At 74.1% G+C, this 24,117-nt stretch carries 29 protein-coding genes, 1 tRNA gene and 1 pseudogene; 17 read left to right on the top strand and 14 right to left on the bottom strand.

Features of this window, described 5'->3' with window-relative positions:
• Positions 1 to 11: 11 nt before the first annotated feature.
• Positions 12 to 959: a LysR family transcriptional regulator gene (locus tag PKE99_RS11855; RefSeq protein WP_037046045.1), complete on the bottom strand. Its 948-nt coding sequence runs from the start codon at positions 957 to 959 to the stop codon at positions 12 to 14.
• Between the two features lie 124 nt (positions 960 to 1,083).
• On the opposite strand from PKE99_RS11855, the gene PKE99_RS11850 reads away from it, so the two are divergent.
• The 7 genes and pseudogenes from PKE99_RS11850 (at position 1,084) to PKE99_RS11820 (ending at position 8,319) form a co-directional block, all read left to right on the top strand.
• On the top strand, positions 1,084 to 1,959 hold the full coding sequence (locus PKE99_RS11850; RefSeq protein ID WP_037046044.1) for an FAD binding domain-containing protein: 876 nt from the start codon (positions 1,084 to 1,086) through the stop codon (positions 1,957 to 1,959).
• A gap of 1 nt (position 1,960) precedes the next feature.
• On the top strand, positions 1,961 to 2,455 hold the full coding sequence (locus PKE99_RS11845; RefSeq protein ID WP_037046042.1) for a (2Fe-2S)-binding protein: 495 nt from the start codon (positions 1,961 to 1,963) through the stop codon (positions 2,453 to 2,455).
• Positions 2,452 to 4,818: an aerobic carbon-monoxide dehydrogenase large subunit gene (locus PKE99_RS11840; RefSeq protein WP_037046040.1), complete on the top strand. Its 2,367-nt coding sequence runs from the start codon at positions 2,452 to 2,454 to the stop codon at positions 4,816 to 4,818. The genes PKE99_RS11845 and PKE99_RS11840 overlap by 4 nt, the downstream gene beginning before the upstream one ends.
• A pseudogene (locus PKE99_RS11835) lies at positions 4,815 to 5,516 on the top strand (XdhC family protein); the annotation flags it as partial. The gene PKE99_RS11840 and the pseudogene PKE99_RS11835, both read left to right, overlap by 4 nt.
• Positions 5,517 to 5,711: 195 nt before the next feature.
• Positions 5,712 to 6,635 (top strand): AAA family ATPase, encoded by a 924-nt coding sequence (locus PKE99_RS11830; protein ID WP_037046501.1) that lies wholly within the window; start codon positions 5,712 to 5,714, stop codon positions 6,633 to 6,635.
• Entirely contained in the window at positions 6,632 to 7,822 is a 1,191-nt protein-coding gene (locus PKE99_RS11825) for a vWA domain-containing protein (RefSeq protein ID WP_037046038.1), read from the top strand. The genes PKE99_RS11830 and PKE99_RS11825 overlap by 4 nt, the downstream gene beginning before the upstream one ends.
• A 278-nt stretch (positions 7,823 to 8,100) precedes the next feature.
• Entirely contained in the window at positions 8,101 to 8,319 is a 219-nt protein-coding gene (locus tag PKE99_RS11820) for a hypothetical protein (RefSeq protein WP_156067624.1), read from the top strand.
• A 15-nt stretch (positions 8,320 to 8,334) separates the two neighbouring features.
• Here PKE99_RS11820 and PKE99_RS11815 read toward each other — a convergent pair whose 3' ends face one another.
• Positions 8,335 to 8,553, bottom strand: a complete 219-nt coding sequence (locus tag PKE99_RS11815; protein WP_037046035.1) for a hypothetical protein — start codon at positions 8,551 to 8,553, stop codon at positions 8,335 to 8,337.
• Positions 8,554 to 8,797: 244 nt separating this feature from the next.
• Between PKE99_RS11815 and tenA the strand changes: the two genes are divergently transcribed.
• Positions 8,798 to 9,466: a thiaminase II gene (tenA, locus tag PKE99_RS11810; protein WP_037046033.1), complete on the top strand. Its 669-nt coding sequence runs from the start codon at positions 8,798 to 8,800 to the stop codon at positions 9,464 to 9,466.
• A 48-nt stretch (positions 9,467 to 9,514) separates the two neighbouring features.
• Here tenA and PKE99_RS11805 read toward each other — a convergent pair whose 3' ends face one another.
• The 6 genes from PKE99_RS11805 to PKE99_RS11780 form a co-directional block, all read right to left on the bottom strand.
• The gene (locus tag PKE99_RS11805; protein WP_051737476.1) at positions 9,515 to 9,934 is read right to left on the bottom strand and encodes a phage holin family protein; all 420 of its coding nucleotides are present in this window, start codon (positions 9,932 to 9,934) and stop codon (positions 9,515 to 9,517) included.
• Between the two features lie 73 nt (positions 9,935 to 10,007).
• Positions 10,008 to 11,243: a serine hydrolase domain-containing protein gene (locus PKE99_RS11800; protein WP_037046031.1), complete on the bottom strand. Its 1,236-nt coding sequence runs from the start codon at positions 11,241 to 11,243 to the stop codon at positions 10,008 to 10,010.
• 21 nt (positions 11,244 to 11,264) lie between these two features.
• Positions 11,265 to 12,545, bottom strand: coding sequence for a PucR family transcriptional regulator (locus tag PKE99_RS11795; protein ID WP_156067621.1), 1,281 nt, complete (start codon positions 12,543 to 12,545; stop codon positions 11,265 to 11,267).
• Positions 12,546 to 12,667: 122 nt separating this feature from the next.
• Complete coding sequence (locus PKE99_RS11790; protein WP_037046026.1) at positions 12,668 to 14,125, bottom strand: flavin-containing monooxygenase; 1,458 nt, start codon at positions 14,123 to 14,125, stop codon at positions 12,668 to 12,670.
• Positions 14,122 to 15,045: a LipP1 family hormone-sensitive lipase gene (lipP1, locus tag PKE99_RS11785; RefSeq protein WP_037046024.1), complete on the bottom strand. Its 924-nt coding sequence runs from the start codon at positions 15,043 to 15,045 to the stop codon at positions 14,122 to 14,124. The genes PKE99_RS11790 and lipP1 overlap by 4 nt, the downstream gene beginning before the upstream one ends.
• Before the next feature lie 136 nt (positions 15,046 to 15,181).
• The gene (locus PKE99_RS11780) at positions 15,182 to 15,958 is read right to left on the bottom strand and encodes an enoyl-CoA hydratase/isomerase family protein (RefSeq protein ID WP_063739763.1); all 777 of its coding nucleotides are present in this window, start codon (positions 15,956 to 15,958) and stop codon (positions 15,182 to 15,184) included.
• A gap of 46 nt (positions 15,959 to 16,004) precedes the next feature.
• Between PKE99_RS11780 and PKE99_RS11775 the strand changes: the two genes are divergently transcribed.
• The 3 genes from PKE99_RS11775 to PKE99_RS11765 are packed head-to-tail and all read left to right on the top strand — an operon-like array spanning position 16,005 to position 17,728.
• On the top strand, positions 16,005 to 17,087 hold the full coding sequence (locus tag PKE99_RS11775; protein ID WP_081924159.1) for a patatin-like phospholipase family protein: 1,083 nt from the start codon (positions 16,005 to 16,007) through the stop codon (positions 17,085 to 17,087).
• Between the two features lie 19 nt (positions 17,088 to 17,106).
• Positions 17,107 to 17,412 (top strand): cupin domain-containing protein, encoded by a 306-nt coding sequence (locus PKE99_RS11770; RefSeq protein WP_037046023.1) that lies wholly within the window; start codon positions 17,107 to 17,109, stop codon positions 17,410 to 17,412.
• Between the two features lie 46 nt (positions 17,413 to 17,458).
• Positions 17,459 to 17,728 carry a hypothetical protein gene (locus PKE99_RS11765; RefSeq protein ID WP_037046021.1) on the top strand — a complete coding sequence of 90 codons (270 nt, stop codon included), beginning with the start codon at positions 17,459 to 17,461 and terminating at the stop codon, positions 17,726 to 17,728.
• 5 nt (positions 17,729 to 17,733) lie between these two features.
• Here the strand turns inward: PKE99_RS11765 and PKE99_RS11760 are convergent, their stop codons facing one another.
• Positions 17,734 to 18,177, bottom strand: coding sequence for a protein-tyrosine phosphatase family protein (locus tag PKE99_RS11760; RefSeq protein WP_037046019.1), 444 nt, complete (start codon positions 18,175 to 18,177; stop codon positions 17,734 to 17,736).
• A gap of 19 nt (positions 18,178 to 18,196) precedes the next feature.
• On the opposite strand from PKE99_RS11760, the gene PKE99_RS11755 reads away from it, so the two are divergent.
• Entirely contained in the window at positions 18,197 to 18,997 is an 801-nt protein-coding gene (locus PKE99_RS11755; protein WP_037046018.1) for a putative protein N(5)-glutamine methyltransferase, read from the top strand.
• Here PKE99_RS11755 and PKE99_RS11750 read toward each other — a convergent pair.
• Both PKE99_RS11750 and PKE99_RS11745 read right to left on the bottom strand, forming a co-directional pair.
• Positions 18,957 to 19,355 carry a TOBE domain-containing protein gene (locus PKE99_RS11750; RefSeq protein ID WP_037046016.1) on the bottom strand — a complete coding sequence of 133 codons (399 nt, stop codon included), beginning with the start codon at positions 19,353 to 19,355 and terminating at the stop codon, positions 18,957 to 18,959. The two genes, PKE99_RS11755 and PKE99_RS11750, sit on opposite strands and share 41 nt — an antisense overlap.
• Before the next feature lie 42 nt (positions 19,356 to 19,397).
• Positions 19,398 to 20,111, bottom strand: a complete 714-nt coding sequence (locus PKE99_RS11745) for a carbon-nitrogen hydrolase family protein (RefSeq protein ID WP_051737474.1) — start codon at positions 20,109 to 20,111, stop codon at positions 19,398 to 19,400.
• A 42-nt stretch (positions 20,112 to 20,153) separates the two neighbouring features.
• On the opposite strand from PKE99_RS11745, the gene PKE99_RS11740 reads away from it, so the two are divergent.
• From PKE99_RS11740 to PKE99_RS11730, 3 genes are all read left to right on the top strand, one after another.
• The gene (locus PKE99_RS11740) at positions 20,154 to 20,654 is read left to right on the top strand and encodes a GNAT family N-acetyltransferase (protein WP_037046014.1); all 501 of its coding nucleotides are present in this window, start codon (positions 20,154 to 20,156) and stop codon (positions 20,652 to 20,654) included.
• Between the two features lie 264 nt (positions 20,655 to 20,918).
• Entirely contained in the window at positions 20,919 to 21,515 is a 597-nt protein-coding gene (locus PKE99_RS11735) for a TetR/AcrR family transcriptional regulator (RefSeq protein WP_197040647.1), read from the top strand.
• Positions 21,512 to 22,174, top strand: coding sequence for a VC0807 family protein (locus tag PKE99_RS11730; RefSeq protein WP_037046011.1), 663 nt, complete (start codon positions 21,512 to 21,514; stop codon positions 22,172 to 22,174). The genes PKE99_RS11735 and PKE99_RS11730 overlap by 4 nt, the downstream gene beginning before the upstream one ends.
• Positions 22,175 to 22,193: 19 nt before the next feature.
• On the opposite strand, the gene PKE99_RS11725 is transcribed toward PKE99_RS11730, so the two are convergent.
• Both PKE99_RS11725 and PKE99_RS11720 read right to left on the bottom strand, forming a co-directional pair.
• A complete protein-coding gene (locus tag PKE99_RS11725) occupies positions 22,194 to 22,553 on the bottom strand; it encodes an MmcQ/YjbR family DNA-binding protein (protein ID WP_037046010.1) in 360 nt (119 codons plus the stop codon).
• 133 nt (positions 22,554 to 22,686) lie between these two features.
• Positions 22,687 to 22,768 (bottom strand) — tRNA-Tyr (locus PKE99_RS11720).
• Between the two features lie 91 nt (positions 22,769 to 22,859).
• Here PKE99_RS11720 and PKE99_RS11715 point away from each other — a divergent pair.
• Positions 22,860 to 23,351: a YajQ family cyclic di-GMP-binding protein gene (locus PKE99_RS11715; protein WP_037046008.1), complete on the top strand. Its 492-nt coding sequence runs from the start codon at positions 22,860 to 22,862 to the stop codon at positions 23,349 to 23,351.
• A gap of 62 nt (positions 23,352 to 23,413) precedes the next feature.
• Here the strand turns inward: PKE99_RS11715 and PKE99_RS11710 are convergent, their stop codons facing one another.
• Positions 23,414 to 23,536 carry a hypothetical protein gene (locus PKE99_RS11710; protein ID WP_269322992.1) on the bottom strand — a complete coding sequence of 41 codons (123 nt, stop codon included), beginning with the start codon at positions 23,534 to 23,536 and terminating at the stop codon, positions 23,414 to 23,416.
• Positions 23,537 to 23,848: 312 nt separating this feature from the next.
• Here PKE99_RS11710 and PKE99_RS11705 point away from each other — a divergent pair.
• On the top strand, positions 23,849 to 24,117 hold a 269-nt coding region (locus tag PKE99_RS11705; RefSeq protein ID WP_271214875.1), incomplete at its 3' end, for a hypothetical protein.

The raw sequence follows: 24,117 nt of genomic DNA, 5'->3' as shown, positions 1-24,117 counted from the left end.
CCGAGGCCGGGTCAGCTCCAGATCGTCACGTAGACCGGCGGGCGGAAGCGGGACGGCGGCACCCCCGTCCCCGGGGAGCGCAGCAGCTTGGTCGCCTCCGGGGTGCCGAGGAACCGGCGCAGCGTGGTCGCCCCGGGAGCGCGACGGTCGGCGGGCAGCATCGTGGCGTGCCAGCACAGCTCGACAGGGGTGCCCGGCACGTCCACGACCTGCAGTTCCCGCCGGCGCAGGTGGTGCACGGCCAGATGGGTCAGCCCCGTGGCCACGCCCCGACCCATGATCGCCGCGTCCCAGGCCGCCGTCTGGTTGGGGAACACGCTCCGGCGGGAGTCCGGCACGCCGAGCACGGCGAGCAGGCGACCGACGTCGCTCTCGGGGTCCGTGCCGGACGGGTCGATCAGCCAGTCCCACCGGGCCGGGGTGCCGCGGGGCACGGCACCCGGCGCGGCCAGGACGGCCAGCCGGCACTTCACGATCGGCTCACTGACGAGGCCGAGGCCGCGGTCCGTGGCGAGCCGGGGGCCGAGGGCGATGTCCGCGAGCCGCTGCGCGACCAGCGCCGCCATCTCACCGGTCCCGGCCACGCCGGCGGTCAGCTCCGCGGAGCCGGCCGTCCGCGCCCCGAACGCGGCCGCCAGCGGCCCGGCGACGAACTCGACGACGTCGCTGGGCGCGACGAGCCGAACCTGCTCGGGCGCCCCGAGCGCCGAGCGCACCGCTGCCTCGGCCTCCGCGCCGAGCCCCACCAGCTGGGCGGCGATGGGCAGCAGCCGCTTCCCCCCGGGTGTCAGGGCCATGCCGGCCTCGCCCCGGGTGAGCAGCGGGTCCCCGAAGTGCTTGCGGAGCGCGGCGAGCGCCTGGGAGACGGCCGGTTCGCTCACCCCGAGGGTGCTCGCGGCGGCCTTGACCGACCCCAGGCGGGCCGCGAGGACGAACACGCTCAACTGGGTCAGCGTCATCGCGAGGCCCCCCGTCCCCTAAGCGAACGCTTAATCCGCCGTTGCCGCCTGATTGTGATTGACCTCACAATGATCCGCCACCATGGCTCACGTCCACCTCGGACGTCCGACTTCGGGGGGCGCCATGCAGGTGCCTGCGCAGTTCGAGTACGAGCGGGCGACGAGCGTCGCCCACGCCGTCGCGCTCCTCCAGCGGTACGGACCGGAGTCGCGGCTGCTCGCCGGGGGGCACAGCCTCATCCCGATGATGAAGCTGCGCCTCGCCAACCCGGAGACGCTGATCGACATCAACGGGCTCGACGAGCTCCGGACGATCAGCCTCGAGGGCGGTGAGCTCCGCCTCGGCGCGCTGGTCCGGCACGCCGAGCTGATGGCCTCGGCCGTGGCGGGCGAGCACTTCCCGATGTTCCGGGACGCCGAGCGCGTCATCGCCGATCCCGTCGTGCGCAACCGGGGGACGGTCGGCGGCTCGCTCTGCCAGGCGGACCCGAACGAGGACCTCTCGGCGGTCTTCACCGCGTTGCGGGCCGTCGCGGTGATCGAGGGCGTGGACGGCCGCCGGACCGTGCCCGTCCGCGAGTTCCACGTCGGGCCGTACCAGACGGTCGTCGGGGACACGGAGATCCTCGTGGAGATCCGGGTCTCGGTCCGGCCCGGCGGCGGCAGCGCGTACACGAAGGTGGAGCGCCGCGCCGGGGACTGGGCCGTCGCGGCCGCGGGGGCGGCGCTCTGGCTGGAGGGCGAGCGGGTCGCCGACGTCGGGCTCGGGCTGACCGCCGTCGGGGCCGACCACTTCGGGGCGCCGCAGGCCGAGGAGTTCCTGCGCGGCGCGCCGGCGACCGAGGAGAACTTCGCCGAGGCCGGGCGGATCGCGGCCGAGCACTGCCGGCCCGTCGCGGACCAGCGCGGACCGGAGGACTACAAGCGGCACCTCGCCGGCGAGCTGACGGCCCGCTCGCTGCGCCGGGCCGCCGCACGCGCCCGCGGTCGGGAGGCCTGACATGCAGATCACCGTCACCGTCAACGGCGTCGAGTACACCCGTGACGTCGAGCCCCGGCTGCTGCTCGTGCACTTCCTCCGCGACGAACTGGGGCTCACCGGGACCCACTGGGGCTGCGACACCTCCAACTGCGGGGTCTGCGTGGTCCTCCTCGACGGGCTGCCGGCCAAGTCGTGCACGGTGCTGGCCGTGATGGCCGACGGGCACGAGGTGCGCACGGTGGAGGGCCTGGCCGGTGCGGACGGGCTGGACCCGGTGCAGCAGGCGTTCAGCGACATGCACGGCCTGCAGTGCGGGTTCTGCACGCCGGGCATGCTGCTGACCAGCCGGGCCCTGCTCGACCGGAATCCGGACCCGTCGCCCGCGGAGATCCGCGAGGCGATCTCGGGCCAGGTCTGCCGGTGCACGGGCTACGAGAACATCGTGCGTGCCGTCCGGGCGGCCGCCGACCGAGCCGCGGAAGCGGGGACAGCAGCCGGGACGGTGACGTCATGACCACCCACGCCGCGGCCAGCACGCCCCTGGGTTTCGGCTCCATGCGGCGCAAGGAGGACGCCCGCTTCCTCCGCGGCGCGGGCCGCTACCTCGACGACATCGTGCTGCCCGGGATGTTGCACGCGGCGATCCTGCGCAGCCCGTACGCGCACGCCCGGATCGTGTCCGTCGACACGAGCGCGGCCGAGGCCCATCCGAAGGTCGAGGCCGTGATCACCGGCGAGACCCTCGCCGGGCTCGGGCTCGCCTGGATGCCGACGCTGAGCCACGACGTGCAGGCCGTGCTGGCGACGGACAAGGTGCGCTTCCAGGGCCAGGAGGTCGCCTTCGTCGTCGCCGAGGACCGCTACGCCGCCCGCGACGCCCTGGGGCTCATCGAGGTCGAGTACGAGCCGCTGCCCGCCGTCGTCGACGCCACCCACGCCCTCGATCCCGACGCGCCCGTGATCCGTGACGACCTGCACCGCACGGACAACCACATCTTCGACTGGGAGGCCGGCGACGCCGCCGCCACCGACGAGGTGTTCTCCCGTGCCGACGTCGTCGCCGAGTGCGACCTGCTCTACCCGCGCTCGCACCCCGCCCCGATGGAGACGTGCGGCTCGATCGCGAGCATGGACCCGGTCAGCGGCAAGCTCACCGTGCACACCACCACCCAGGCACCGCACGCCCACCGCACGGTCTACGCCCTGGTGGCCGGGATCCCCGAGCACAAGATCCAGGTCATCGCGCCGGACATCGGCGGCGGCTTCGGCAACAAGGTCGGCATCTACCCCGGCTACGTGTGCGCCGTCGTCGGGTCGATCGTCACCGGCCGGCCGGTCAAGTGGGTCGAGGACCGCTCCGAGAACCTCATGAGCACCTCCTTCGCCCGCGACTACCACATGCACGGCGAGATCGCCGCCACGAAGGACGGCACCCTGCTCGGGGTGCGGGTGAAGGTGCTCGCCGACCACGGGGCGTTCAACGGCACCGCGCAACCGTCGAAGCTGCCCGCCGGGCTGTTCCACGTCTTCTCCGGGTCCTACGACCTGCGCGCCGCGCACTGCTCCGTCACCGGCGTCTACACCAACAAGTGCCCGGGCGGGGTGGCCTACGCCTGCTCGTTCCGGATCACCGAGGCCGTCTACCTGATCGAACGGCTGGTGGACGTGCTCGCCCGCGACCAGGGCTGGGACCCGGCGGAGCTGCGGATGAAGAACCTGATCCGGCCCGAGCAGTTCCCGTACCGGACCGCGCTGGGCTGGGAGTACGACTCCGGGAACTACCCGAAGACCCTGCGCACCGCGCTGGACCTGGCCGGCTACGCCGAGCTGCGCCGCGAGCAGGCCGAGAAGCGGGCCCGCGGCGAGCTGATGGGCATCGGCGTCTCGTTCTTCACCGAGGCCGTCGGCGCGGGCCCGCGCAAGCACATGGACATCCTCGGCCTCGGCATGGCGGACGGCGCCGAGCTGCGCGTGCACCCCACCGGCAAGGCGGTGCTGCGGCTGTCGTGCATGACCCAGGGCCAGGGCCACCAGACGACGTTCGCCCAGATCGTCGCGGAGGAGCTGGGCATCTCGCCGGACGACGTCGAGGTCGTCCAGGGGGACACCGACCAGACGCCGTTCGGGCTAGGCACCTACGGCTCCCGCTCGACCCCGGTCTCGGGGGCGGCGACCGCGCTGGTGGCGCGCAAGGTCCGGGAACGGGCCCGGATCGTGGCGTCGGCGATGCTGGAGGTCGCGCCGTCGGACCTGGAGTTCGTCAAGGGCCGGTTCGAGGTCCGGGGGGACCCGGCGGCGTCGGCGTCGATGGCCGAGATCGCGATGGCCGCACACTCGGCCCTCGAACTGCCCGAGGGCGTGGAGGGCCACCTGGACGCCACGTGCGTCTACAACCCGCCGAACCTGACCTACCCGTGCGGCGCCTACGTCTGCGTCGTCGACGTCGACCCGGGCACCGGGCAGGTGACGGTGCGCCGGTTCGTCGCGGTCGACGACTGCGGGGTGCGGATCAACCCGATGGTCGTCGAGGGGCAGATCCACGGCGGCCTCGCCGACGGCATCGGGATGGCGTTGATGGAGGCCCTCGCGTTCGACCCGGACGGCAACCACCTGGGCGCGTCGTTCATGGACTACCTGCTGCCCACCGCGCTGGAGTGTCCGTCCTGGGAGCTGGGCGAGACGGTGACCCCGTCGCCGCACCACCCGATCGGCGCGAAGGGCGTCGGGGAGTCGGCGACGGTCGGTTCGCCGCCGGCGGTGGTCAACGCCGTGCTGGACGCGATCGGGGTGCGGCACGCCGACATGCCGCTCACCCCGGCCCAGGTCTGGCGGGCGATGCAGGGCAGACCGCTCCGCACCGACCTGTCGGTCACGTGACCGCCGTGGGCGACCCGGAGCTCCTCGGCCGGGCGGACGAGCTGCGGGCCGGACGGACGCCCTACGTGCTCGCGACCGTGGTGCGGGTGGAACGCCCGGCCAGCGCCCGCCCGGGCGACCGGGCGCTGGTGCTGGCGGACGGCACGATCGAGGGCTTCGTCGGGGGCACCTGCGCGGAGTCGACCACGCGGGTCGAGGGATTGCGGGTGCTCGCCAGCGGCGAGCCGGGGCTGCTCTGGATCAGGCCGGGCGGCGCACGGGTTCCCGCGCCACCGGGGGTGCGCACCGTGGACAACCCGTGCCTGTCGGGCGGCGCGCTGGAGCTCCTGCTGGAGCCGGTGCTGCCGGCCGCGCTGGTCCTCGTCCTCGGCGACGCGCCGGTGGCCCGGGCCCTGGTGCGCATCGGCGCGGCGGCCGACCACGAGGTCCGCGTCGTCACCGATCCGGCCGCGCCGCTGCCGCCGGACACCGCCGCGGTCGTCGTCGCCTCCCACGGGCGGGACGAGCCCGAGGTGCTGACCGCCGCGCTGCGCGCCGGGGTGCCCTACGTGGCGCTGGTCGCGAGCAGGCGGCGCGCGGCCGGGGTGCTGGCGGAGGTCGCGGCACGCGGTGTCCCCGCCGAGGACGTCGCCCGGGTGCACGCGCCGGCGGGTCTGGACATCGGGGCCCGGACCCCGGCGGAGATCGCCCTGTCGATCTACGCGCAGCTCGTCGAGAGCCGGCCGGCCGGAGAGGCGGAGGCGGCGGTACCGACGGCCACGGACCCGGTCTGCGGGATGGCGGTGGCCACCGGCCCGGCGGGGGTCCCGCTCGTGCACGACGGCCGCACGGTCCACTTCTGCGGCACCGGCTGCCGGGACGCCTTCCTCGCCGACCCGGCGAGGTTGCGCCGGATGACCGCGCCGGGGCTGCCGGTCGACGTCGACGCGTTGCGTGCGGGGCTCGACGCGACCGGCTACCTCGCCGACGACGCCCTGGCCACCGCGCTGTTCCTGGCCGTCCGGCTGGGCCAGCCGATTCTGCTGGAGGGCGAGCCGGGGGTCGGGAAGACGCAGGCGGCGAAGGCGTTGGCCGAGGTGCTCGACACGCCGCTGCTGCGGGTGCAGTGCCACGAGGGGATCACCGCGGCCGAGGCGCTCTACGAGTGGAACTACCCGCGGCAGCTGCTGTCGATCCGGCTCGCGGAGTCCCGCCACGCGGAGCTCTCCGACGCGGACCTGTTCACGCCCGAGCACCTGCTCGCGCGGCCGCTGCTCGCCGCGATCGAGCATCCGGGCCCGCGCCCGGCGGTGCTGCTGGTCGACGAGATCGACCGGGCCGACGACGAGTTCGAGGCGTTCCTGCTCGAACTGCTCGCCGAATCCGCGGTAACCATCCCCGAGCTGGGCACGCGACGTGCGGCGGTCCCGCCCGTCGCGGTGCTGACCTCGAACCGCACCCGGGACCTGCACGACGCCCTCAAACGGCGCTGCCTCTACCACTGGATCGCGCACCCCGGCCCGGACCGGGTCGCGGAGATCGTCCGGCGCCGGGTGCCCGAGGCCGCGGACTGGCTGGCAGCCCGGGTCGCCGGGAGCGTGCAGCGGATCCGAGGCCTGGAGCTGCTCAAGGCGCCGGGGGTGGCGGAGGCGATCAGCTGGGCGAACGCGCTGCACGTGCTCGGCGTCGACGCGGACGAGATCGGCACGGACGGGTCCGGGGCGGAGCCCGCCCTGCTCGCCGCCACGGAACGCAGCCTCGGAGCCGTGCTGAAGTACGACGAGGACGTGCAGGCCGTCCGGGCCGCGGGCCTGGCGACCCTGCTCGCGTCGCCGTGAAGGCCGATCTGGCCGTCCTGGTCGCCCGGTTCACCGAGGCCTGCCGGACGGCGGGGCTGGCGGTCGACCCGGACCGCACCGAGCGGTTCGCCCGGGCGATCGTCGCCGTCGAACCGGCCGGGCTCGACAGGCTCCGGGCGTGCGCGCAGGCGACGCTCGTCTCGGACCCGGCCCAGCTCCCCGCCCTGGAGCGGGTGTTCGCCGCCGTCTTCACCGGGGTGACCGATCCGGCCGCAGCGCGCCGCGGCGGTCCGACGACGAGCGGGTCGGACCCCGCGCCCACCGGCCGGACGACGGGCCTTGCCGGGGCCGCCGCGGCGGGCGGGGGGCCGCCACGGGGTGACGGCGCGGCGAACGGGGCCGGGCGCGCCGTGCCCTCCCCCGCCGTCGCCTCCGCGACCGAACGGCTGGGCGGGCGCGACTTCGACACACTCAGCCCCGCCGAGCTCGCGCTGCTGGTGGAGGCCATGCGACGGCTGCGGATCGCCACCCCGCTGCGCGCCACCCGCCGAACCCGCCGGGCGTCCCACGGTCCGGGGGTGGACCTGCGCCGCAGCCTCCGCGAGGCCAGGCGGACCGGCGGGGAACCCGTCCGGCTGGCCCGGCGGGCCCGGCACCGACGTCCGCGCCCGCTCGTCGTGCTCTGCGACATCTCCGGATCGATGGAGCCGTACGCCCGCGCCCTGCTCCAGCTGCTCTACTGCGCCGCGGGCACGCAGCGCGCCGAGGTGTTCACCTTCGCCACCCGGCTGACCCGGCTGACCCGCGCCCTCGCCCGGACCGGCCCCGCCCTCGCGCTGGAACGCGCCGGACGACTGGCCCCGGACTGGTCCGGCGGCACCCGGATCGGTGAGTCGCTGGAGCGGTTCCTCACGGTGCGTGGCGGCGCGCTCGGCCGGGGTGCGGTCGTGCTCGTGGTCAGCGACGGGTGGGACACCGGCGACCCGGCCGTGCTCACCCGCGCCATGGCCCGGCTCCGCCGACGCGCCCACCGGATCGTCTGGGCCAACCCACGGACCCGGCACGCCGGTTTCCGCCCGCTCACCGGCGGGATGGCCGCCGCCTGGCCCTACTGCGACGCGGTCGTCAGCGCGCACAGCCTCGACGCGCTCGACGCGCTGCTGGCCGCCCTCGCCGGTCGGCCGGGTCCGCCGGTCGTCCGCGGTGCGAGGACTCCGATCGGGTGAGGCGGGCAGGGTCCGTTAACGGAGGTGTGTGACGTCACGATGAACCGGGCGTGACCGTGCTCCCCGCCGCCCCGGCCCTTCGCCCCGTGCCGGTTCCGCGCGGCGGCGGACCGGAGGAGCGGACCGTCGCCCTTCCGGCGGTTCCGGGTCAGCACGGTCCGCGGCACGGTGGGGGTCGCGGTGAGAACCGCCGAGCGCACCCTGGCCGCTCGCACACCCAGGGCGTACACCGGCCCGACCGCATCCCGGCGGCACCGGTGGAGGAAGTGCTGCGCCGCGTGCCGGCACAGCAGGTCGAACGGGGGCACCGCCGGGTTTCCCCGGCGCTGCACGGCGCCGCCTCGGCGGCCTACACGGTCGCTGCACGGGCGGGGAGCCTCGCGACACTCGCGGCGATGCTGGTGCTGGGCGGTGCCGTGGCCGCGTCGGCCGACGGCACGGTGCCGAGCGGTCCGGCGGCGACGACCGTGACGACCCTGCAGGAGCCCGCCCCGTAGGACGGGCCCGGGGAGTCAGGCGGCGACGCCGTCCTGGTTGAGCGGGGTCTTGAGCACGTGGTCGACCAGCCGCATCACGAGCTGACCGCCGCCGAGCCGGTACCCGAACTCCTCCCAGGTCAGGAGCTCCCGGGAGAGCACCTCACCGACGGGACCGGGGTACAGGCGGGTGACCCGGAACGCGGCAGCGCGCAGCCGCATCTTCTCGTGATGGTCCATGGGGACGGGACTCATTCCACTCACCTCCGTGAAGGAAGGACGTGCGGGCCGGCGCGCGCTCAGCGCTGAGTCGCCATCCGTGGTGTTCCATCGTGACTCACCCCGTTTACCGGCAGGTGTCATCCTACCCGAAGAGTGACCAGTGTCTCACTCTGAGCGCACGAACTGTCAGAACGCGACTACCCCTCGCGCACATGATCACTCCATGGGTGGTCCACGCCACACCGACGGTCGTTCCGCGGGCCCTACGGTTCCGGGCATGAGCACCCGCACGACCGACGTCCTGTGGAGCGACGTCGAGGGCGTCCACGCCGCGATCCTCGCCCACCCGTTCGTCACCGGGCTGACCGACGGCACGCTGCCGCACTCGGCCTTCCGGCACTACATCGTCCAGGACTCGCACTACCTGCGCGGGTTCGCCCGCGCGCTCGCGCTGTGCGCGGCCAAGGCGCCCGACGAGGACGACCTCGCCATGTTCTGCGCCCACGCGGCCGGTGCGATCGCCGCGGAGCAGGAGCTGCACGCCGAGCTGCTCGGCAAGCTGGATCTGACCGCCGAACAGGCCGCGGCCCTGCCGGTCGCGCCCGCCACCCAGGCGTACGTGAGCTACCTGCTCGCCACCGCGTACTCCGGCTCGTACGCGGAGGCGGTCGCGGCGGTGCTCCCCTGCTACTGGATCTACGCGAAGGTCGGCGAGCACCTGCTCGAGGCCGGCTCCCCCGACCCGCTCTACGCCCGCTGGATCGCCACCTACGGCGGCGAGGAGTTCCAGGCCGTCGTCGACGCCGTGCTCGCCGCCACCGACCGGATCGGCGAGTCGGTCTCCGAGGCCGAGCTCGCCCGGATGCGGGCGCACTTCACCACGACCAGCCGGTACGAGTGGATGTTCTGGGACGGCGGCTACCGCGAGGAGACCTGGCCCGTCTGAGCCCGCCGTGCGCGGTGAGCGGTGCTCCGGCACCACTCACCCCGCACGTCAGCGCTGGTCGAAGCGGTCCGGGATCAGCAGGTGCAGGACGAAGCCGACGATCGCGACGACGATGGCGCCCCAGAAGCCCGGCCAGAAGCCGTCGACCACGAACGGCAGGCCGATCCGCGAGGCGAACGAGCCGACCAGCCAGAACAGCAGGGCGTTGATCACCAGGCCGAACAGCCCGAGCGTGAGGATGTACAGCGGGCAGCTGAGGATCTTGATCACGGGCTTGAGGAAGGCGTTGACCAGGCCGAAGATCAGCGCGACCACGACCAGGGTGCCCACCCGGGCTCCCGTGGTGGTCCCGCCGAGCTCGATGCCGTCGACCAGCCAGGTGGCGACCCACAGCGCGATCGCGACCACGACCACCCGGATGACGAACGCGAGGACCCACGAGCCCTCGCGCTCGTCCACCCAGCTCATGACCCCTTCTCGCCGGCGCTCGTCGGTCGCGTTCGCGGCGCTGCGGTGGGGAACGATGAGCTCGCGAGCTCGCTCACGAGACCACCGCCTGCGACACCAGCACCCGCAGCTGCGGGCGGATCGGGTAGGTGCTCGAGGGCATCAGCTGGGTCATGAAGACCACCGAGAGCTCCTCGACCGGGTCGATGTAGAAGGCCGTGCTGGCCAGCCCGCCCCAGCCGTACTCCCCGAGCCCCTGCAGCTGCTTGCCCGCCGCCGGGTCGACGACGACCGAGAACCCCAGCCCGAAGCCCGTCCCCTGGTAGGTGGACTCCGCGAAGATCGGCCGGCCGACGGTCTCCAGGTCCGCGCCGCCGGGCAGATGGTTGCGCGTGGCGTAGGCGAGGGTGCGCGGGCCGAGCAGGCGCACGCCGTCGAGCTCGCCGCCGCGCGCGAGCATCTGGGTGAAGCGGTGGTAGTCGTGCAGCGTCGACGCCAGCCCGCCCCCGCCGGACAGGAAGGTCGGCTCGCGGGTGATCGCCTCGGCCATCGCCCCGCTGCGGACCAGCCCGCCGCCGGGCTTCGGCACGTACAGCGTGGCGAGCCGCGCCAGGTCCTCCTCGCCGGAGACGTGGAAGCCGGTGTCGGTCATGCCGAGCGGGTCGAGGATCCGCTCGCGGAAGAAGGCGTCGAGCGACATGCCGGAGGCGACCTCGACGACCCGGCCGAGCACGTCCGTCGAGACGCCGTAGTTCCACTCGCTGCCCGGCTGGAACAGCAGCGGCAGGCTCGCCCAGGTGTCGCAGGCGGTGGCGAGGTCGTGCCCGCGCGGGGCGCCGAACTCGTGGCCCTTGCCGCGGTACATCTCGTCGACGGGGTGGGCGTGGTGGAAGCCGTAGGTGAGCCCGGACGTGTGGGTGAGCAGGTGGTGGACCCGGACCGGCTCGACCACGGGCTCGGTGCCGGGGTTGAGCGCGGAGCCGGAGCGGTAGACGCGGGTGTCGGCGAAGGACGGGATGTAACGCGAGACCGGGTCGGTGAGCTCGAGCGCCCCCTCCTCCCACAGCATCAGCGCGGCGACGGAGGTGATCGGCTTGGTCATCGAGTAGATGCGCCAGATCGTGTCGTCGGTGACGGGGAGCCCGGCCTCGACGTCCCGCAGGCCGTGGTGCGCGACGTACGCGACCTTCCCGCGGCGGGCGACGGCGACGGACCAGCCGGCGAGCTTGCCGGCGTCGACGTACTTCGCGAAGTGCGACTCGATGCGGTCCAGCCGCTGCGCGTCGAGCCCGACCTCGTCCGGCTCGACCTCGGTCTTCAGAGCGCTCACGACCAGAGACACTACCCACGATCACCGGGCGGGTGTGAGCACCGCGCGGCCGAGCCAGCGGCAGGCCAGCAGCGCCAGCTCGAGATCGATCCGGCCCTCGGTCAGCGGCCGCCCGCGCTCCCGTTCGGCCCGGCTCACCCGGTAGCGCACCGAGTTCTTGTGCATGGTCAGGTGATCGGCCGCCGTGGTGTAGCTGCCGCCCGCCGCGAGGAACACGCGCAGGGTCTCGCGCAGCCGGGCGCGCTGCGGGTCGTCGGCGGCGAGACCGCCGAGGGTGTCCGCCACCCAGATGCGCGCGGCGTCGAGATCCGCGCAGAGCAGGGCGACGGCGCCGACGTCGGCGAAGGTCGTGATCGTCCGGGCGTCGTCGCCCGCGGCGAGGGCCACGGTCTGCGCGCGGACGGCCTGGCGGTGGCTCTCCCGGAACCCGGCCACCCCGGTCCCGGGTTCGCCGACGGCGATCCGCACGGCCTGCCCGTTCTCCTCGACGAGCGCCTCGACCGCCTTGGTCAGGTCCCCCACCGAGGAGTCCCGGCCGAGCGGCAGCCAGGCCCAGGTCGTCGCATGGTCGTAGGCCACGCAGAGCGGGCGGCCGCGGCAGCCGGTCCGGTCGGCCAGCGTCCCGACGAGCCGGACGACGGCCGCGCCCTCCCCCTCGCCGGACCAGGCGACCAGCGCGAGGTGCCGCCCGCGAAGCCCGTAGCCCAGGGTGGTCTCGAGGGCGTCGAGGTCGGCCGGGCCGTCGCCGTCGAGCAGGGCCCGGACCCGGCCCGCCCGCAGCGTGTCCCGGTTGGCGAGCCAGCGCTCGCGCTCCTCCTCGTAGACCTCGGCGACCTGCTGGCAGATCCAGTCGACGTAGCCGAAGGTGTCGCCGACCATCCGCCGCGCGACGCCGAGCGCCACCACCGGGTCCTCCCGGCGCCGGTCGAGCTCGGCGAACATCCAGCGCAGCAGCCGGTCGTGGCCCACCCGGTAGGCGCGGAGCAGGGCGTTGACCGGGACCCCGCGCTGGGCGAGCCGGCGGGCGTACTCGAAGGCGGCCGACGGCGGTTCCATCCGCTCGGCCGGGATCTCGTGCGCCAGCATGTGCAGGATCGTCTCGACGTTGCCCTCGACGGAGGCGCCGAGCAGCTCGACGATCCGGGGGTCGCCGTCGAGCTCGGCGATCTCGGTGGCCATCAGCTGGCGGAGGTCGAGCGCGATCTCGACGACCCGCCGGCCCAGGGCGACGGCGATCGCCCGGACGCAGCCGCCCACCTGGGCGAGACCGGCCGGGGAGACGTCCGTCGACGATGGCGGCACCCCCACACAGTACGTTCTGCCGAACGTTTGACAAGTCTCCGCACGGACGAGCCCGGCCGGGTGCGACGCCGGCGCCGTTGCCCGCGTCGCACCCGGCCGGAGGTCGGTGCGGAGTGCCCTGGTCAGGGGGTGGGCACGAGGTCGTAGTCCGCCACGTCGAGCTCCCGGGTGGCCGCCCGGTAGTCCTCCACGCTGCCCTTCCAGTTGTTGGTGATCCGTCCGTCGGCCGTCTTGTACCAGCTGTTGCAGCTGCCCGCGAAGGAGCTGTCCCGCAGCTCGCGCTGCAGCTCGGCGTTGTACGCGTCCTGCGCCTCGGCCCGGACCGCGAGTGCCGCGCCCTTCTCCTTCCCCACGGCCAGGCCCTGCAGCACGTACTCGAACTGGCACTCGAGCATCGCGATGATCGAGTTGTGGCCGAGGTTCGTGTTCGGGCCGTAGAGCATGAACAGGTTCGGGAAGCCGGTGACGGTGATCCCGAGGTAGGCCTGCGGGCCGTCCCGCCAGGCCTCCGCGAGCTGCAGGCCGTCGCGGCCGCGGACGTCGAGCGCGCAGTTGAAGGACAGCGTCTCGAACCCGGTGGCGTAGACGATCACGTCCACCTCGTGCAGCACGCCGTCGGCGGTCCGCACGCCCTCGGGCTCCACGCCCTCGAGCTTCTCGGTCACCAGCTGCACGTTGTCGCGCACCAGCGCCGGGTAGAAGGTGTCCGCGATGATGATCCGCTTGCAGCCGATCGGGTAGTCCGGCCAGAGCTTGGCGCGCAGCTCCTCGTCCGGGACCTGGGCCTCGAGGTGGGCGCGGGCGGCGGCGGTGAACTCGGCGGCCACGTCCGTGCCCTGCTTCATCGCCCCCATCCAGCCCTCGTGCTCCCAGTAGAAGCCGTCGCGGCTCTCCTGCAGGAACTCCCGCTGCCGGTACCGTGCGCGCTCCTCCGGGTCGTACGGGCGGTCCTCGCGGGGCACCACGTAGTTCGGCGTCCGCTGGAACACGAGCAGCTCGCCGGCGACCTCGGCCACCTCGGGGATGAGCTGCGCCGCGCTGGCCCCGTTGCCGATGCACGCGACGCGCTTGCCCCGCAGGTCGACGTCGTGGTTCCAGCGCGCCGAGTGCCACGACTCGCCGCGGAAGGTCTCCCGGCCGGCGATGTCGCGGAAGGTGGGCCGGTTGAGCTGGCCCCACGCCGTGACCAGGGCCCGGGCGACGACGTCCTCGCCCTCGGACACCGCGATCCGCCAGACGCCCTCGGCCTCGTCCCAGTGCGCCGCCGTCACCTCGGTGTTGAGCCGGATGCGCGGCGCGAGGCCGAGCCGGTTCACGAGGCGGTCGATGTGCGCCTTGATCTCCGGCTGGAACGCGAACACCCGGCTCCAGTCCGGCTGCTCGTCGAAGGAGAACCAGTACAGGTGCGACTGCACGTCGCAGGAGGCGCCGGGGTAGGTGTTGTCCCGCCAGGTGCCGCCCCAGTCGCCCGCCTTCTCGAGCAGCACGAACGACTCCTCGCCGGACTGCAGCAGCCGCTCGGCCATCCCGAGGCCGCCGAGTCCCGCTCCCAGGACGGCGACCTCGACCCGCTGCGTCACGCGCCGGCCTTCCGCACCGCGTCGGCGATCTCGTCGATGATCCCGGCACCCGACGGCGTGGCGCCGAGGGTCCACAGGAAGTCGTGCAGCATGCCGTCGAACCGCTTCAGGGTGACGGGCACGCCGGCGGCCTCGAGCTTGCGGGCGTAGTTCTCGCCCTCGTCGCGCAGCGGGTCGAACTCCGACGTCGCGACGTAGGCCGGCGGCAGGCCGGAGACGTCCTCTCGGCGGCCGGGGCACAGGTAGTCGAGGTCGTCGCTCTGCGCGCCCAGGTAGTGCGCCCAGAACCACTCCATCGCGCCGCGGGTGAGCAGGTAGCCGTCGGCGTTCTCCTCGTACGACGGCGTCGAGAAGTCGAAGTCGGTCACCGGGTAGAGCAGCAGCTGCGCGGCGATCGCGGGGCCGCCGCGGTCCTTCGCGGCCTGGGCGACGGACGCGGCCAGGTGCCCGCCCGCGGAGTCGCCGGCGACGATCAGCCGGTCCGGGTCGGCGCCGAGCTCCGCGGCGTTCTCGGCGGCCCACACGGTGGCCGCGTAGCAGTCGTCGAACGCGGCGGGCGCGACGTGCTCGGGCGCCAGCCGGTAGTCGACGGACACGATCACGGCGCCGCTGCGGTTGGCGATGCTGCGCAGCGGGCGGTCGACGATGTCCAGGTCGCCGATCACCCAGCCGCCGCCGTGGAAGTACACGACCAGCGGCTTGGGGCCGTCACCGTCGGGGGTGTAGATCCGGACCGGGATCTGGCTCGCGGGCCCCGTGATGCGGCGCTCGTCGACCGCGATCGACTCCGGCTCGCCCTGCAGGTCGAGGAAGCCCTTCGCCGCGGCGCGGGCCATCGGCACCGTCATCTGCGGGAACGGCGGCATGCCTTGCTCGGCGAGGGCGTCGAGCAGGGTCTGGGCTTCGGGGTGGACGGGCAACGCTGCCTCCTGGGTCCGATGCGGACGGGCTCGGGGTGTCCCCTGCACCGTGACATCGGTCACGCGATCGACCTTCGTGCCGGGGGTACGAAACCCGCCGCCGTCTTCGTCTCCCCGGCACGTCGATACGCCTGCCTCAGCCGTCGGTACGCCTGCCTGAGCCGTCGCGGGAGGCTCCCCGCCGGCCGAGCCGGGCCCGGTAGGCCGCGAGCACCTCCCGCGTCTCCTCCTCCGCGAAGACGCCGGCGAACTCCTGCACGCTCCGGTCGGCGCCCTCGGCCAGCCCGGTGTTCTGCCACGTCTCGAACAGGCGCTTCTGTGCCGCGAGCACCGTGCGGGTGTGCCCGCGGACCTTGGCGAGCAGCTCCTCGACGGCACCGGCCAGCCCGGACGGCTCGACGACCGCGTTGCACAGCGTGCCGAGCCGCTCGACCGGGTAGAGGTCCCCGGTCAGCACGATCTCCTTGGCCAACGCCAGCCCGACGTGCTGCTGCAGCAGCGCCGCGTCGACCACCGAGGGGATGCCCAGCTTCACCTCCGGCAGCCCGAACGCCGCCCGCGTGGTCGCCACCCGGAGGTCGGCGGCCAGGGCGAGCTCGAACGCCGCGCCGATGCACGGCCCGTCGACGGCCACGAGCACCGGCACCGGCGCCGTCCGGACCGCCCGCAGCAGGTCGCGCAGCCGCGCGATGAAGGCCTCCGCGTCGGCGACCGAGGAGAGGGCCAGGAACTCGTCGACGTGCATGCCGGCGGAGAACACGGGACCGGCGGCGTCGACCACGACGGCCCGGCTGTCCGGGCCGAGGTCGAGGGCGGCGTGCAGGTCGCGGACGTCGCCCGCGGTCAGGGCGTTGCGCGCCTCGGGCCGGTCGAGGGTGATCCGGCGCACCGGGCCGTCGTCGGTGACGTTCATCCGGTCATCCTGACCGCGGCGCTCCCACCGGGTCATGATGAGGGTCATGGGGGACCTGCCCGAAGGGGATCTCCAGGGCGACGCCGAGGTCCTGCACGCCCTGTTCCGCCGCCGGGACTCCGGCAGCCGCCCCGGCGCCCGGACGGACGGGCACCGGATCGCCCTCGTCGTCGGCGGCGGCGGGATGCGCGGGGCCTACGCGGGCGGCATGGTGTGGGCCCTCGAGCAGGCGGGACTGGCCCCGGCCTTCGACGTGGCCTACGGCAGCTCCGCCGGCGCCTTCGTGGCCACCGCGCTGCTGCTCGGGCACGGCTACGAGGCCTCCCGGATCTTCCCCGACGACATGGCCACCCGCGCCTTCGTCGACCCGCGCCGGCTCCGCACGCGCCGGCCGATGGTCTCGCTCGACCACCTGATCGACGAGATCCTGGTGCACAGCAAGCCCACCGACTGGGAGGCGCTGCGGGACAGCCCAGCCCCGCTGCGGGTCCTGGTCACCGACGCGGACGACATGACGCCGCATGCCCTCGGCGGGCTCACCACCGCCGCGGACTGGCGGCTGGCCATGCGCGCGACGGCGGCGATCCCGCTGCTCACCGGGCCGCCGGTCGAGCTGCACGGGCGGCGCTGGATCGACGGCTCGATCGGCGACCCGCTGCCGGTGGCGCGGGCCCTGCGGGACGGGGCCACGCACGTCCTGGTCCTGCTCACCCGCACCGTCCCCGAGCTGCGCCGCTCCGACCCGACCGGCCGCACGCCGTGGTGGGCGCGGTCGATCGACCTGCTCGCCCCCGGGCTCGGCGCGATGACCCAGGACGTCCGGCGGCACGCGGACAGCCTCGACCTGCTCTCCGACGCCGCCCACCCCGGCCGGTCCGGCAGCCACCTGTTCGCCATCTCACCGGAGCGGTCGGCAGGCATCCGCGGCCTGACGATCGACGTCCCGCGCGTCGAGCTCGCCTCCCGGCTCGGCCACGACGCCGCCGCGGCCGTGCTGCGGACGGTCGACCCCGGGCTCGTCCTCGCCCACCAGCGCAGCGGCGTTCCGGACGATCCGGCCGCCCCCGATGATTTCCGGGACGCACTGCGGTCCACCCCACGACGGACCGGGAGCGACCGGCCCGCGTGAGTCGTGGGGGGGAGGCGGCATGGGTGGCAGAGGCGGTGCGACGCAGTCACCCGGCCGCCGCTTCGGCCGGCGGCGGATCGAGATCGCCCCGGGCGAGTCGCGACCGCACGTGGAGGCGGAGTGGCGCGGCGTACTCGTCGTCCTCGAGGCCGGGGAGATCGAACTGCGCTGCCACGCGGGCGGGCGCCGGCGGTTCGCCGCGGGCTCGGTGCTGTGGTTCACCGGGCTGAACCTGCGCACGGTGCACAACCCGGGCGCGGTCCCGGCGGTGATCCTCGCCGTCTCGCGCGGAGACGGGTGCGCGGCGGAGGTCACGGGTTCGTGACGTCGAGGGACCACGCCGGACACCTGCACGCGCGACCCTGGGCGGCATGACCATCGACCTGACCGTCGCTCAGGCCGAGTCGCGGTCCGCCGCGATCGCCGACCTGCTCGGCGCGCTGGAGGAGCTCACCTCGGCCTACCGCGGGCTGCCGGAGGACCAATGGGCCGGGCGCTGCTCCGCCGACGCGGACCGCATCACCGCCGAGGTGGCGCGGCACCTGTTCACCGCCCGCACCCGCCTGGCCTCGGACTACGGGCGGCGCCGGACCCGACTCCCCGGTGCTGCTGAACGCGGACTCACCGCCGGTCCGCGGTGAGCACCTCAGCTCGCGCGCCGGGCCACCCGTTCGGCGAACGCCCGGACCCACCGCCGCTGCCAGGGAGTCTCGACGGCCCGGGGCCGATAGTGCGCCCGGGCCCAGGCCACGGCCTCGGCGCCGGGATGTCCGGCCAGCACCGCCATGCACGCGATCACCGTGCCCGTGCGGCCGGTCCCGCCCGTGCAGCTGACCTCCACCCGCACGCCCGAACGGGCGCGCTCGTAGGCGTCGACGATCGCGGCGGTGGCGCCGTCCCGGTCGCGGGGCACGCGGAAGTCCGGCCAGACGATCCAGGCCGCGGGCCAGTCCGGCTCGTCGTCGTGCCCGGGGCGGCCGAGGCAGAGGGAGAACTCGGGCAGCGGCCCGTCCGGCAGGGGGTCACGGCGGCCCCGGCCGCGGACCGGGGTGCCGTCGGGGAGCAGGACCGCGCCGTCCAGCTGGATCATTCCGTGATAATGCCCCTCCGTGGGATCGAGCGAGGCCCTGGTCGGGGCACTGCGCGCCGCGGGGTGCGTGTTCGCGGAGGAGGAGGCCGAGGTCCTGGCGGCGTCGGCGGGGTCCGCGGAGGAGCTGGAGGCGATGCTGGCCCGGCGCGTCGCGGGCGTCCCGCTGGAGCACGTCGTGGGGTGGGCGGAGTTCCGCGGGCTGCGGATCGTCGTCGACGAGAAGGTCTTCGTGCCGCGCCGGCGGACCGAGCTGCTCGTGGAGCAGGGGCTGGCGCTGGCTCCTCGGGACGCCGTCGTCGTGGACCTCTGCTGCGGGTCGGGGGCGGTGGCGACCGCACTGGCCGCGGAACTGCCGGGGGCCGAGGTGCACGCCGCGGACGTCGACCCCGCGGCGGTGCGCTGCGCACGCCGGAACCTGGAACCGCGCGGCGGGCACGTCCACGAGGGCGACCTCGACGCCGCCCTGCCCGCCGAACTGCGCGGACGCGTCGACCTGCTGCTCGCCAACGCGCCCTACGTGCCCACGGCGGAGGTCCCGCTGATGCCGCCCGAGGCCCGCGACCACGAGCCGCTCACCGCCCTCGACGGCGGCGCCGACGGCCTCGACCTGCACCGGCGGATCGCCGCGCTCGCACCCCGGTGGCTGCGCCCGGGCGGGTACCTGCTGATCGAGACCTCCCGGCGGCAGGCGCCGGGCACCGCGGCGGCGATGGTCGTGCACGGCATGGGCACCGCGATGACCCGCTCCGAGGAGCTCGACGCCACCGTCGTGATCGGGATCAGCGTCGGGGTGTCTCGACGACGACGTTCGTCGACTTGATCACCGCGACGGCGAGCGAGCCGGGCTGCAGCCCGAGCTCCTCGACCGCCTCCCGGCTCATCAGCGACACCACCCGATGCGGCCCGCACTGCATCTCGACCTGGGCCATGACCTTGTCCGTGACAACCTCGGTCACCAGGCCGACCATGCGGTTGCGGGCGGAGGTGTGCACGTCCGACGGGTCCGGCGCCGCCGTCGCGTGCTCCCGGGTGAACGCCGCCAGCGAGGCCCCGTCGACGACCTTGCGTCGCGAGGCGTCGAGGTGCACCGGGAGCGTGCCGGCGTCGATCCACCGGCGCACCGTGTCGTCGCTGACCCCGAGCAGGCCCGCGACCTCCGAGATCCTGTACTCCGCCACCGCGCGGATGTTACGGCGGCCCGGCCGCCGCGTCTCCGCCGGTCAGGCGACGAGCACGGCGCGGGCGGTCTCACCCGGCCCGGACCCGCACCGCGCGAGCACCGTGCCGTCCGCCGCCCAGATCCCGGAGCGGCCCGCGGTGCGGTCGTAGCCACCCCCGGTGGGACCCGCGAAGCTGGCCACGACGACCGGGACGCCGTGGTCGCGCCCGATCCGCCGGGCCCGTTCCTCCTGCACCGCGGCGTCGTCCGGGGTGTCCACGGCACCGGCCACATAGGCGTCCATGCCGAGCGACGCCGTGCGCGCGGCCTGCTCCGGCACGCCCATGTCCCGGCAGACGGCGAGACCGAGCCGCCAGCCGTCGACCTCGACGACGCCGGGTCCGGCCCCGGCGGTGAAGTGCGCCGGCTCCGCCCCGCCCAGGCACATCTTGCGGTAGGCGATCCGCGCTCCCGCGCCGTCGACGGCCAGCACACCGAGCGAGCGGCCGCCGCCCCCGAGGGGCAGCGGGGCGCCGGCGAGGGCGAGGGCACCGCTGTCGGCGCACGCCTCGACCAGCGGCGCGAGCCGGGGATCGGCGGGATCGAGGGCGGGGGCGTCGAGCTCGTAGCCGGTCAGCGACAGCTCGGGGAAGACGACCAGCCGCGCGCCGGCCCGGCGGACCGTGTCGGCGTGGGCGCGGACGTTGGCCGCGACGTCCCGCGCGGTGCAGGGCGGTTGGGCGGCGACGACGGTCAGGGGCAGCCTCGGAGGCACGGCCGCACGGTATCCGGTGGCCCCCGCTGGGAGGATCACCGCATGCACTGGACCACGCGGCCGGAGGCACCCGAGGACGCGCCCGCGGTGCGACGGGTCGTGCTGGCCGCCTTCGACGCCCCCGGAGAGGCCGACCTCGTCGACGCCCTCCGCACCGATCCCGCATGGATCGACGGGCTGTCGGTGGTCACCGAGTCGCCGGACGGGGAGATCGTCGGGCACGCCCTGCTGACCCGCTGTCACGTCGACGAGGTCCCGGCACTCTGCCTCGCCCCCTGTTCCGTCCTGCCCGTCCACCAACGGTCGGGCGCCGGGTCCGCCGCCGTCCGTGCGGTGCTGGCGGCGGCGCGGGAGCGGGGCGAGCGGTTCGTGATCGTGCTGGGGCACCCGGACTACTACCCGCGCTTCGGCTTCGGCCGGGCATCGACCCACGGCATCCGGCTCCCCGCCGAGGTACCGGACGAGGCGCTCATGGCCCTCTCCCTCACCGACGACCCCCTGCCGGCGGGGACGGTCAGGTACGCCGCGCCGTTCGGCATCTAGCTCCGGCTCGATCCCGGGCCGCGTCCCGTCGTGGCGCGCGGCGGCGGGATCCTCGCGATCCGTACGCGTTCCGGGAGGACGTCCGCACGCTGCTCGAGCTCTGCGCGCCGACAAGATCCATCCCGGTCGTGGCGGAGCGGCTGCCGCTCGTCGAGGCCCGCCGCGCCCACGAGCTCCTGGAACGGACGGCCGGCACGGGCACGCTCGTGCTCCTGCCGTAGCCCCACCCTTGCGCGACTTGCTCGGCCGAGCTAATTTTTGCTCGTGCGAGCAAGGACCTTCACGGAGACGAGCCGGCGCGCCCAGATCGTCACGGCGGCGATCGAGGTGATCGCCGAGGTCGGCTACGCCAAGGCGTCGTTCAGCCGGATCGCGACGCACGCCGGGCTGTCGAGCACCGGCATGATCAGCTACCACTTCGCGGGCAAGGACGACCTGCTCGCGGCCTGCGTCGCGGAGATCGAGCGGGTGACCGGGTCGTTCATGGAGCCCTATCTCGAGGGCGCGGACGGGCACGTCGCGCAGCTGCGGGCCTACGTCGAGTCGAACGTCGCGCTCGTCGGCGAGCACCCCGCCGCCGTCCGGGCGTTGATCGACATCGTGCGGAACGGCGCTGCGACGAGCCCGGGCGTCAGCGGCCGCCCGGCCGTGTTCGAGGAGCACTTCCGCGCCGGGCAGGAGGCGGGCGTCTTCCGCCCCTTCGACGTCCGGGCCGTGACGATCGCGCTCACCAGTGGGCTCGACGCCGTCGTCGCCACCGCGGCCGCCGACCCGCCCGGCCCCGCGGAGCTCGCCCGCCTGGGCCGCGAGCTCGCCGACCTCTACGTCCGCGCGACCACATCCGAAGGGGAATCGGCGTGACGGTCGAGGGGAGGCCTGCCTCGGACGCGGGCCTGCGCCGGGTGGTCCGGGCCAACGTGCTGACCGTGGTGTTCGAGGTCCTCGTGCCGATGGCGCTCTTCTACGGGCTGCGCGCGGCGGGGGTGAGCCAGTGGTGGGCGCTGATGGCCGGGGTGCTCGTGGCGGCCCCGTACGTGGCGTGGACGGTCGTCCGCAACCGCCGGATCGACCTCGTCGCGCTGGTCACGCTGAGCGTCCTGGTGCTGTCCGTCGTGCTCGGCCTGCTGTCGGACGACCCCCGCACGCTCGCGATCCGCGAGGGCTGGACCGCCGCCCTCGGCGGGCTGTTCGGGCTCTGGATGCTGGTGTCGGTCGTCGTCGGCAGGCCGGCCCAGCTGACGTTGGGCCGGACGATCGCGGAGATCAAGCGCGGCGCCGAGGGCGCGGCCACCTGGGCGGCCCGCTGGGACACCGACGCGCGGTTCCGGCGCGGGCTGCGCATCGACACGGCCGCCTGGGGGGCGGTGCTGCTGGCGAACGCGGTGGTGCACGTCGTGCTCGTCTACACCCTGCCGATCGACCTGATCGCCCTGGTCACCACGGTCGTGTGGTTCGCCGCGCTGGCCGGCCTGATCGCCTGGCACGTCTGGTACCTGCGCAAGGAGGGCCTGGAGGCGTGAGCACGGTGCCCGGGCCGGGTCAGCCCGGGCCGCCGGGATGGGTGAGGTCGTAGGCCCGCGAGACCTTCTTGGGCACGACCATCCGCCACGCGTCGACGACGAGCTCCCGGGCCTCGGTCGCGTCCAGTGCCGCGAGGTCGGCGTGGACCCAGTTGAAGCGCATGTCCGACGCCGACGGCAGCCGGAACTTGTGCGGCTCGCTCGCGACGAGCGCCGCCCGCTCCTCCTTGGGGAACGCGAAGCCCATCTCGCGCTCGTCGAGGGAGAACGCCACGTAGACGATCTGCTTGACGCGGAACTTCAATCGGCCGCGCACGTACACCTGGTACGAGCGCTCCAGCTCGGTGCCCAGCAACCGGACGTCCTCGATCACCGCCACGGAATCGCCTCCCTGCGTCGCCTACACAGGACCGCGGCGGCGGGCGGGAGTCATCGACCGTCGGAGGACATCGGCATACGAGAACGGCCCCTGACCCGCGTCTCCGCTGGTCAGGGGCCGTACCCCGAGGGTGTGGCAGGTGAAGGATTCGAACCTTCGTAGGCTAAGCCGACGGATTTACAGTCCGCTCCCTTTGGCCACTCGGGCAACCTGCCGGGGTGCCGTCGGCCTCGCCGACGTGCAGGGAGAAGGATACGACAGCGAGATCCGGCCCCCACGAGGGGGGCCGCCAGCAAGGAGGAGCCCATGGCCGACCCGTCGTTCGACGTGGTGAGCAAGGTCGATCGGCAGGAGGTCGACAACGCCCTCAACCAGGCCGCGAAGGAGCTCTCCCAGCGGTTCGACTTCCGGGGGACCGACACCTCGATCAGCTGGGCCGGTGAGGAGGCGATCACCCTCGAGTCCGGGACCGAGGAGCGGTTGAAGGCCGCGGTCGACGTCTTCAAGGAGAAGCTGATCAAGCGGAACATCTCGCTGAAGGCGTTCGAGGTGGGCGAGCCCGCGCCGTCCGGCAAGATCTACAAGGTCACCGGCAAGATCCTGCAGGGCATCGCCTCGGACAAGGCCAAGGAGATCAGCAAGACCATCCGCGACGAGAAGCTGAAGGGCGTGCAGGCCCAGATCCAGGGCGACCAGCTGCGCGTCTCGGGCAAGAAGAAGGACGACCTGCAGGCCGTCATCGCGCTGCTGAAGAGCAAGGACTTCGGCATCGCCCTGCAGTTCACGAACTACCGCTGAGGGTCGGGCCGGACGGGGTCGACCCCGTCCGGCCTCAGCGGCGGAGTCGGCCCTGTCCGGCCTCAGGGTGGGGGCAGGGCCCGTCGTCCCGCCCGGGCCAGGACGCCCGGTCTCGGGAACCAGGGCCGGCGGTCGTCGGCGGGCCAGGCGTAGTACGGGCTGCCGTCGGTCAGGAGGTCGCGCACGCCGGGCAGGCCCCGCTCGGCGGCCGACCAGTCGTAGACCTGGCGTATGCGGGCTGCCGCCCCACTTGACGAGCCCGCGGCACATCGCTCGGACCGAGGAGGCCGATTCGTGACGATGCGGACGAGCTCAGCCAAGACCAGCTTCGGCACCGCGACTCTCTGAGCCGAGGCCGCACGTCGCGTACTCCGGTCGCCACCACGCCGGCATCTCCACGCCCACTGCTTCACCGATCTGCGCAGATGAGGCAACAAGTTCATCGAGACGCCCGCAGAGGACCCGATCTTGTCGGTGGTCGAATGTATGTTCGACGCGTGCAGCAGGCCGAGCTGATCCAGGACCTGGCGGACCTCCCGCCCGGCCCCGCGCTCGCCGCTGCCCTCGCCGCGATCGACCCGATCACCCTGCCGCTGCCCGACCGGCTCACCGTGGTCGAGGCCTGGCACCGCCAGCACAGCCACTCCCGGGCCGGGTTCTACCGGGCCCTGGTCGCCCTCGGCACCGACGACCCCACCCAACCCGGCTGGAGCGAACGCGATTGGTCCGACGAAGTCCGCGCCGCCCTGGCCTGGACCCGCCGCGC

This window comes from Pseudonocardia halophobica (genome assembly GCF_027922425.1).
Classification (GTDB): domain Bacteria; phylum Actinomycetota; class Actinomycetes; order Mycobacteriales; family Pseudonocardiaceae; genus Pseudonocardia; species Pseudonocardia halophobica.
This window is presented reverse-complemented; position numbering and strand designations above follow the sequence as displayed.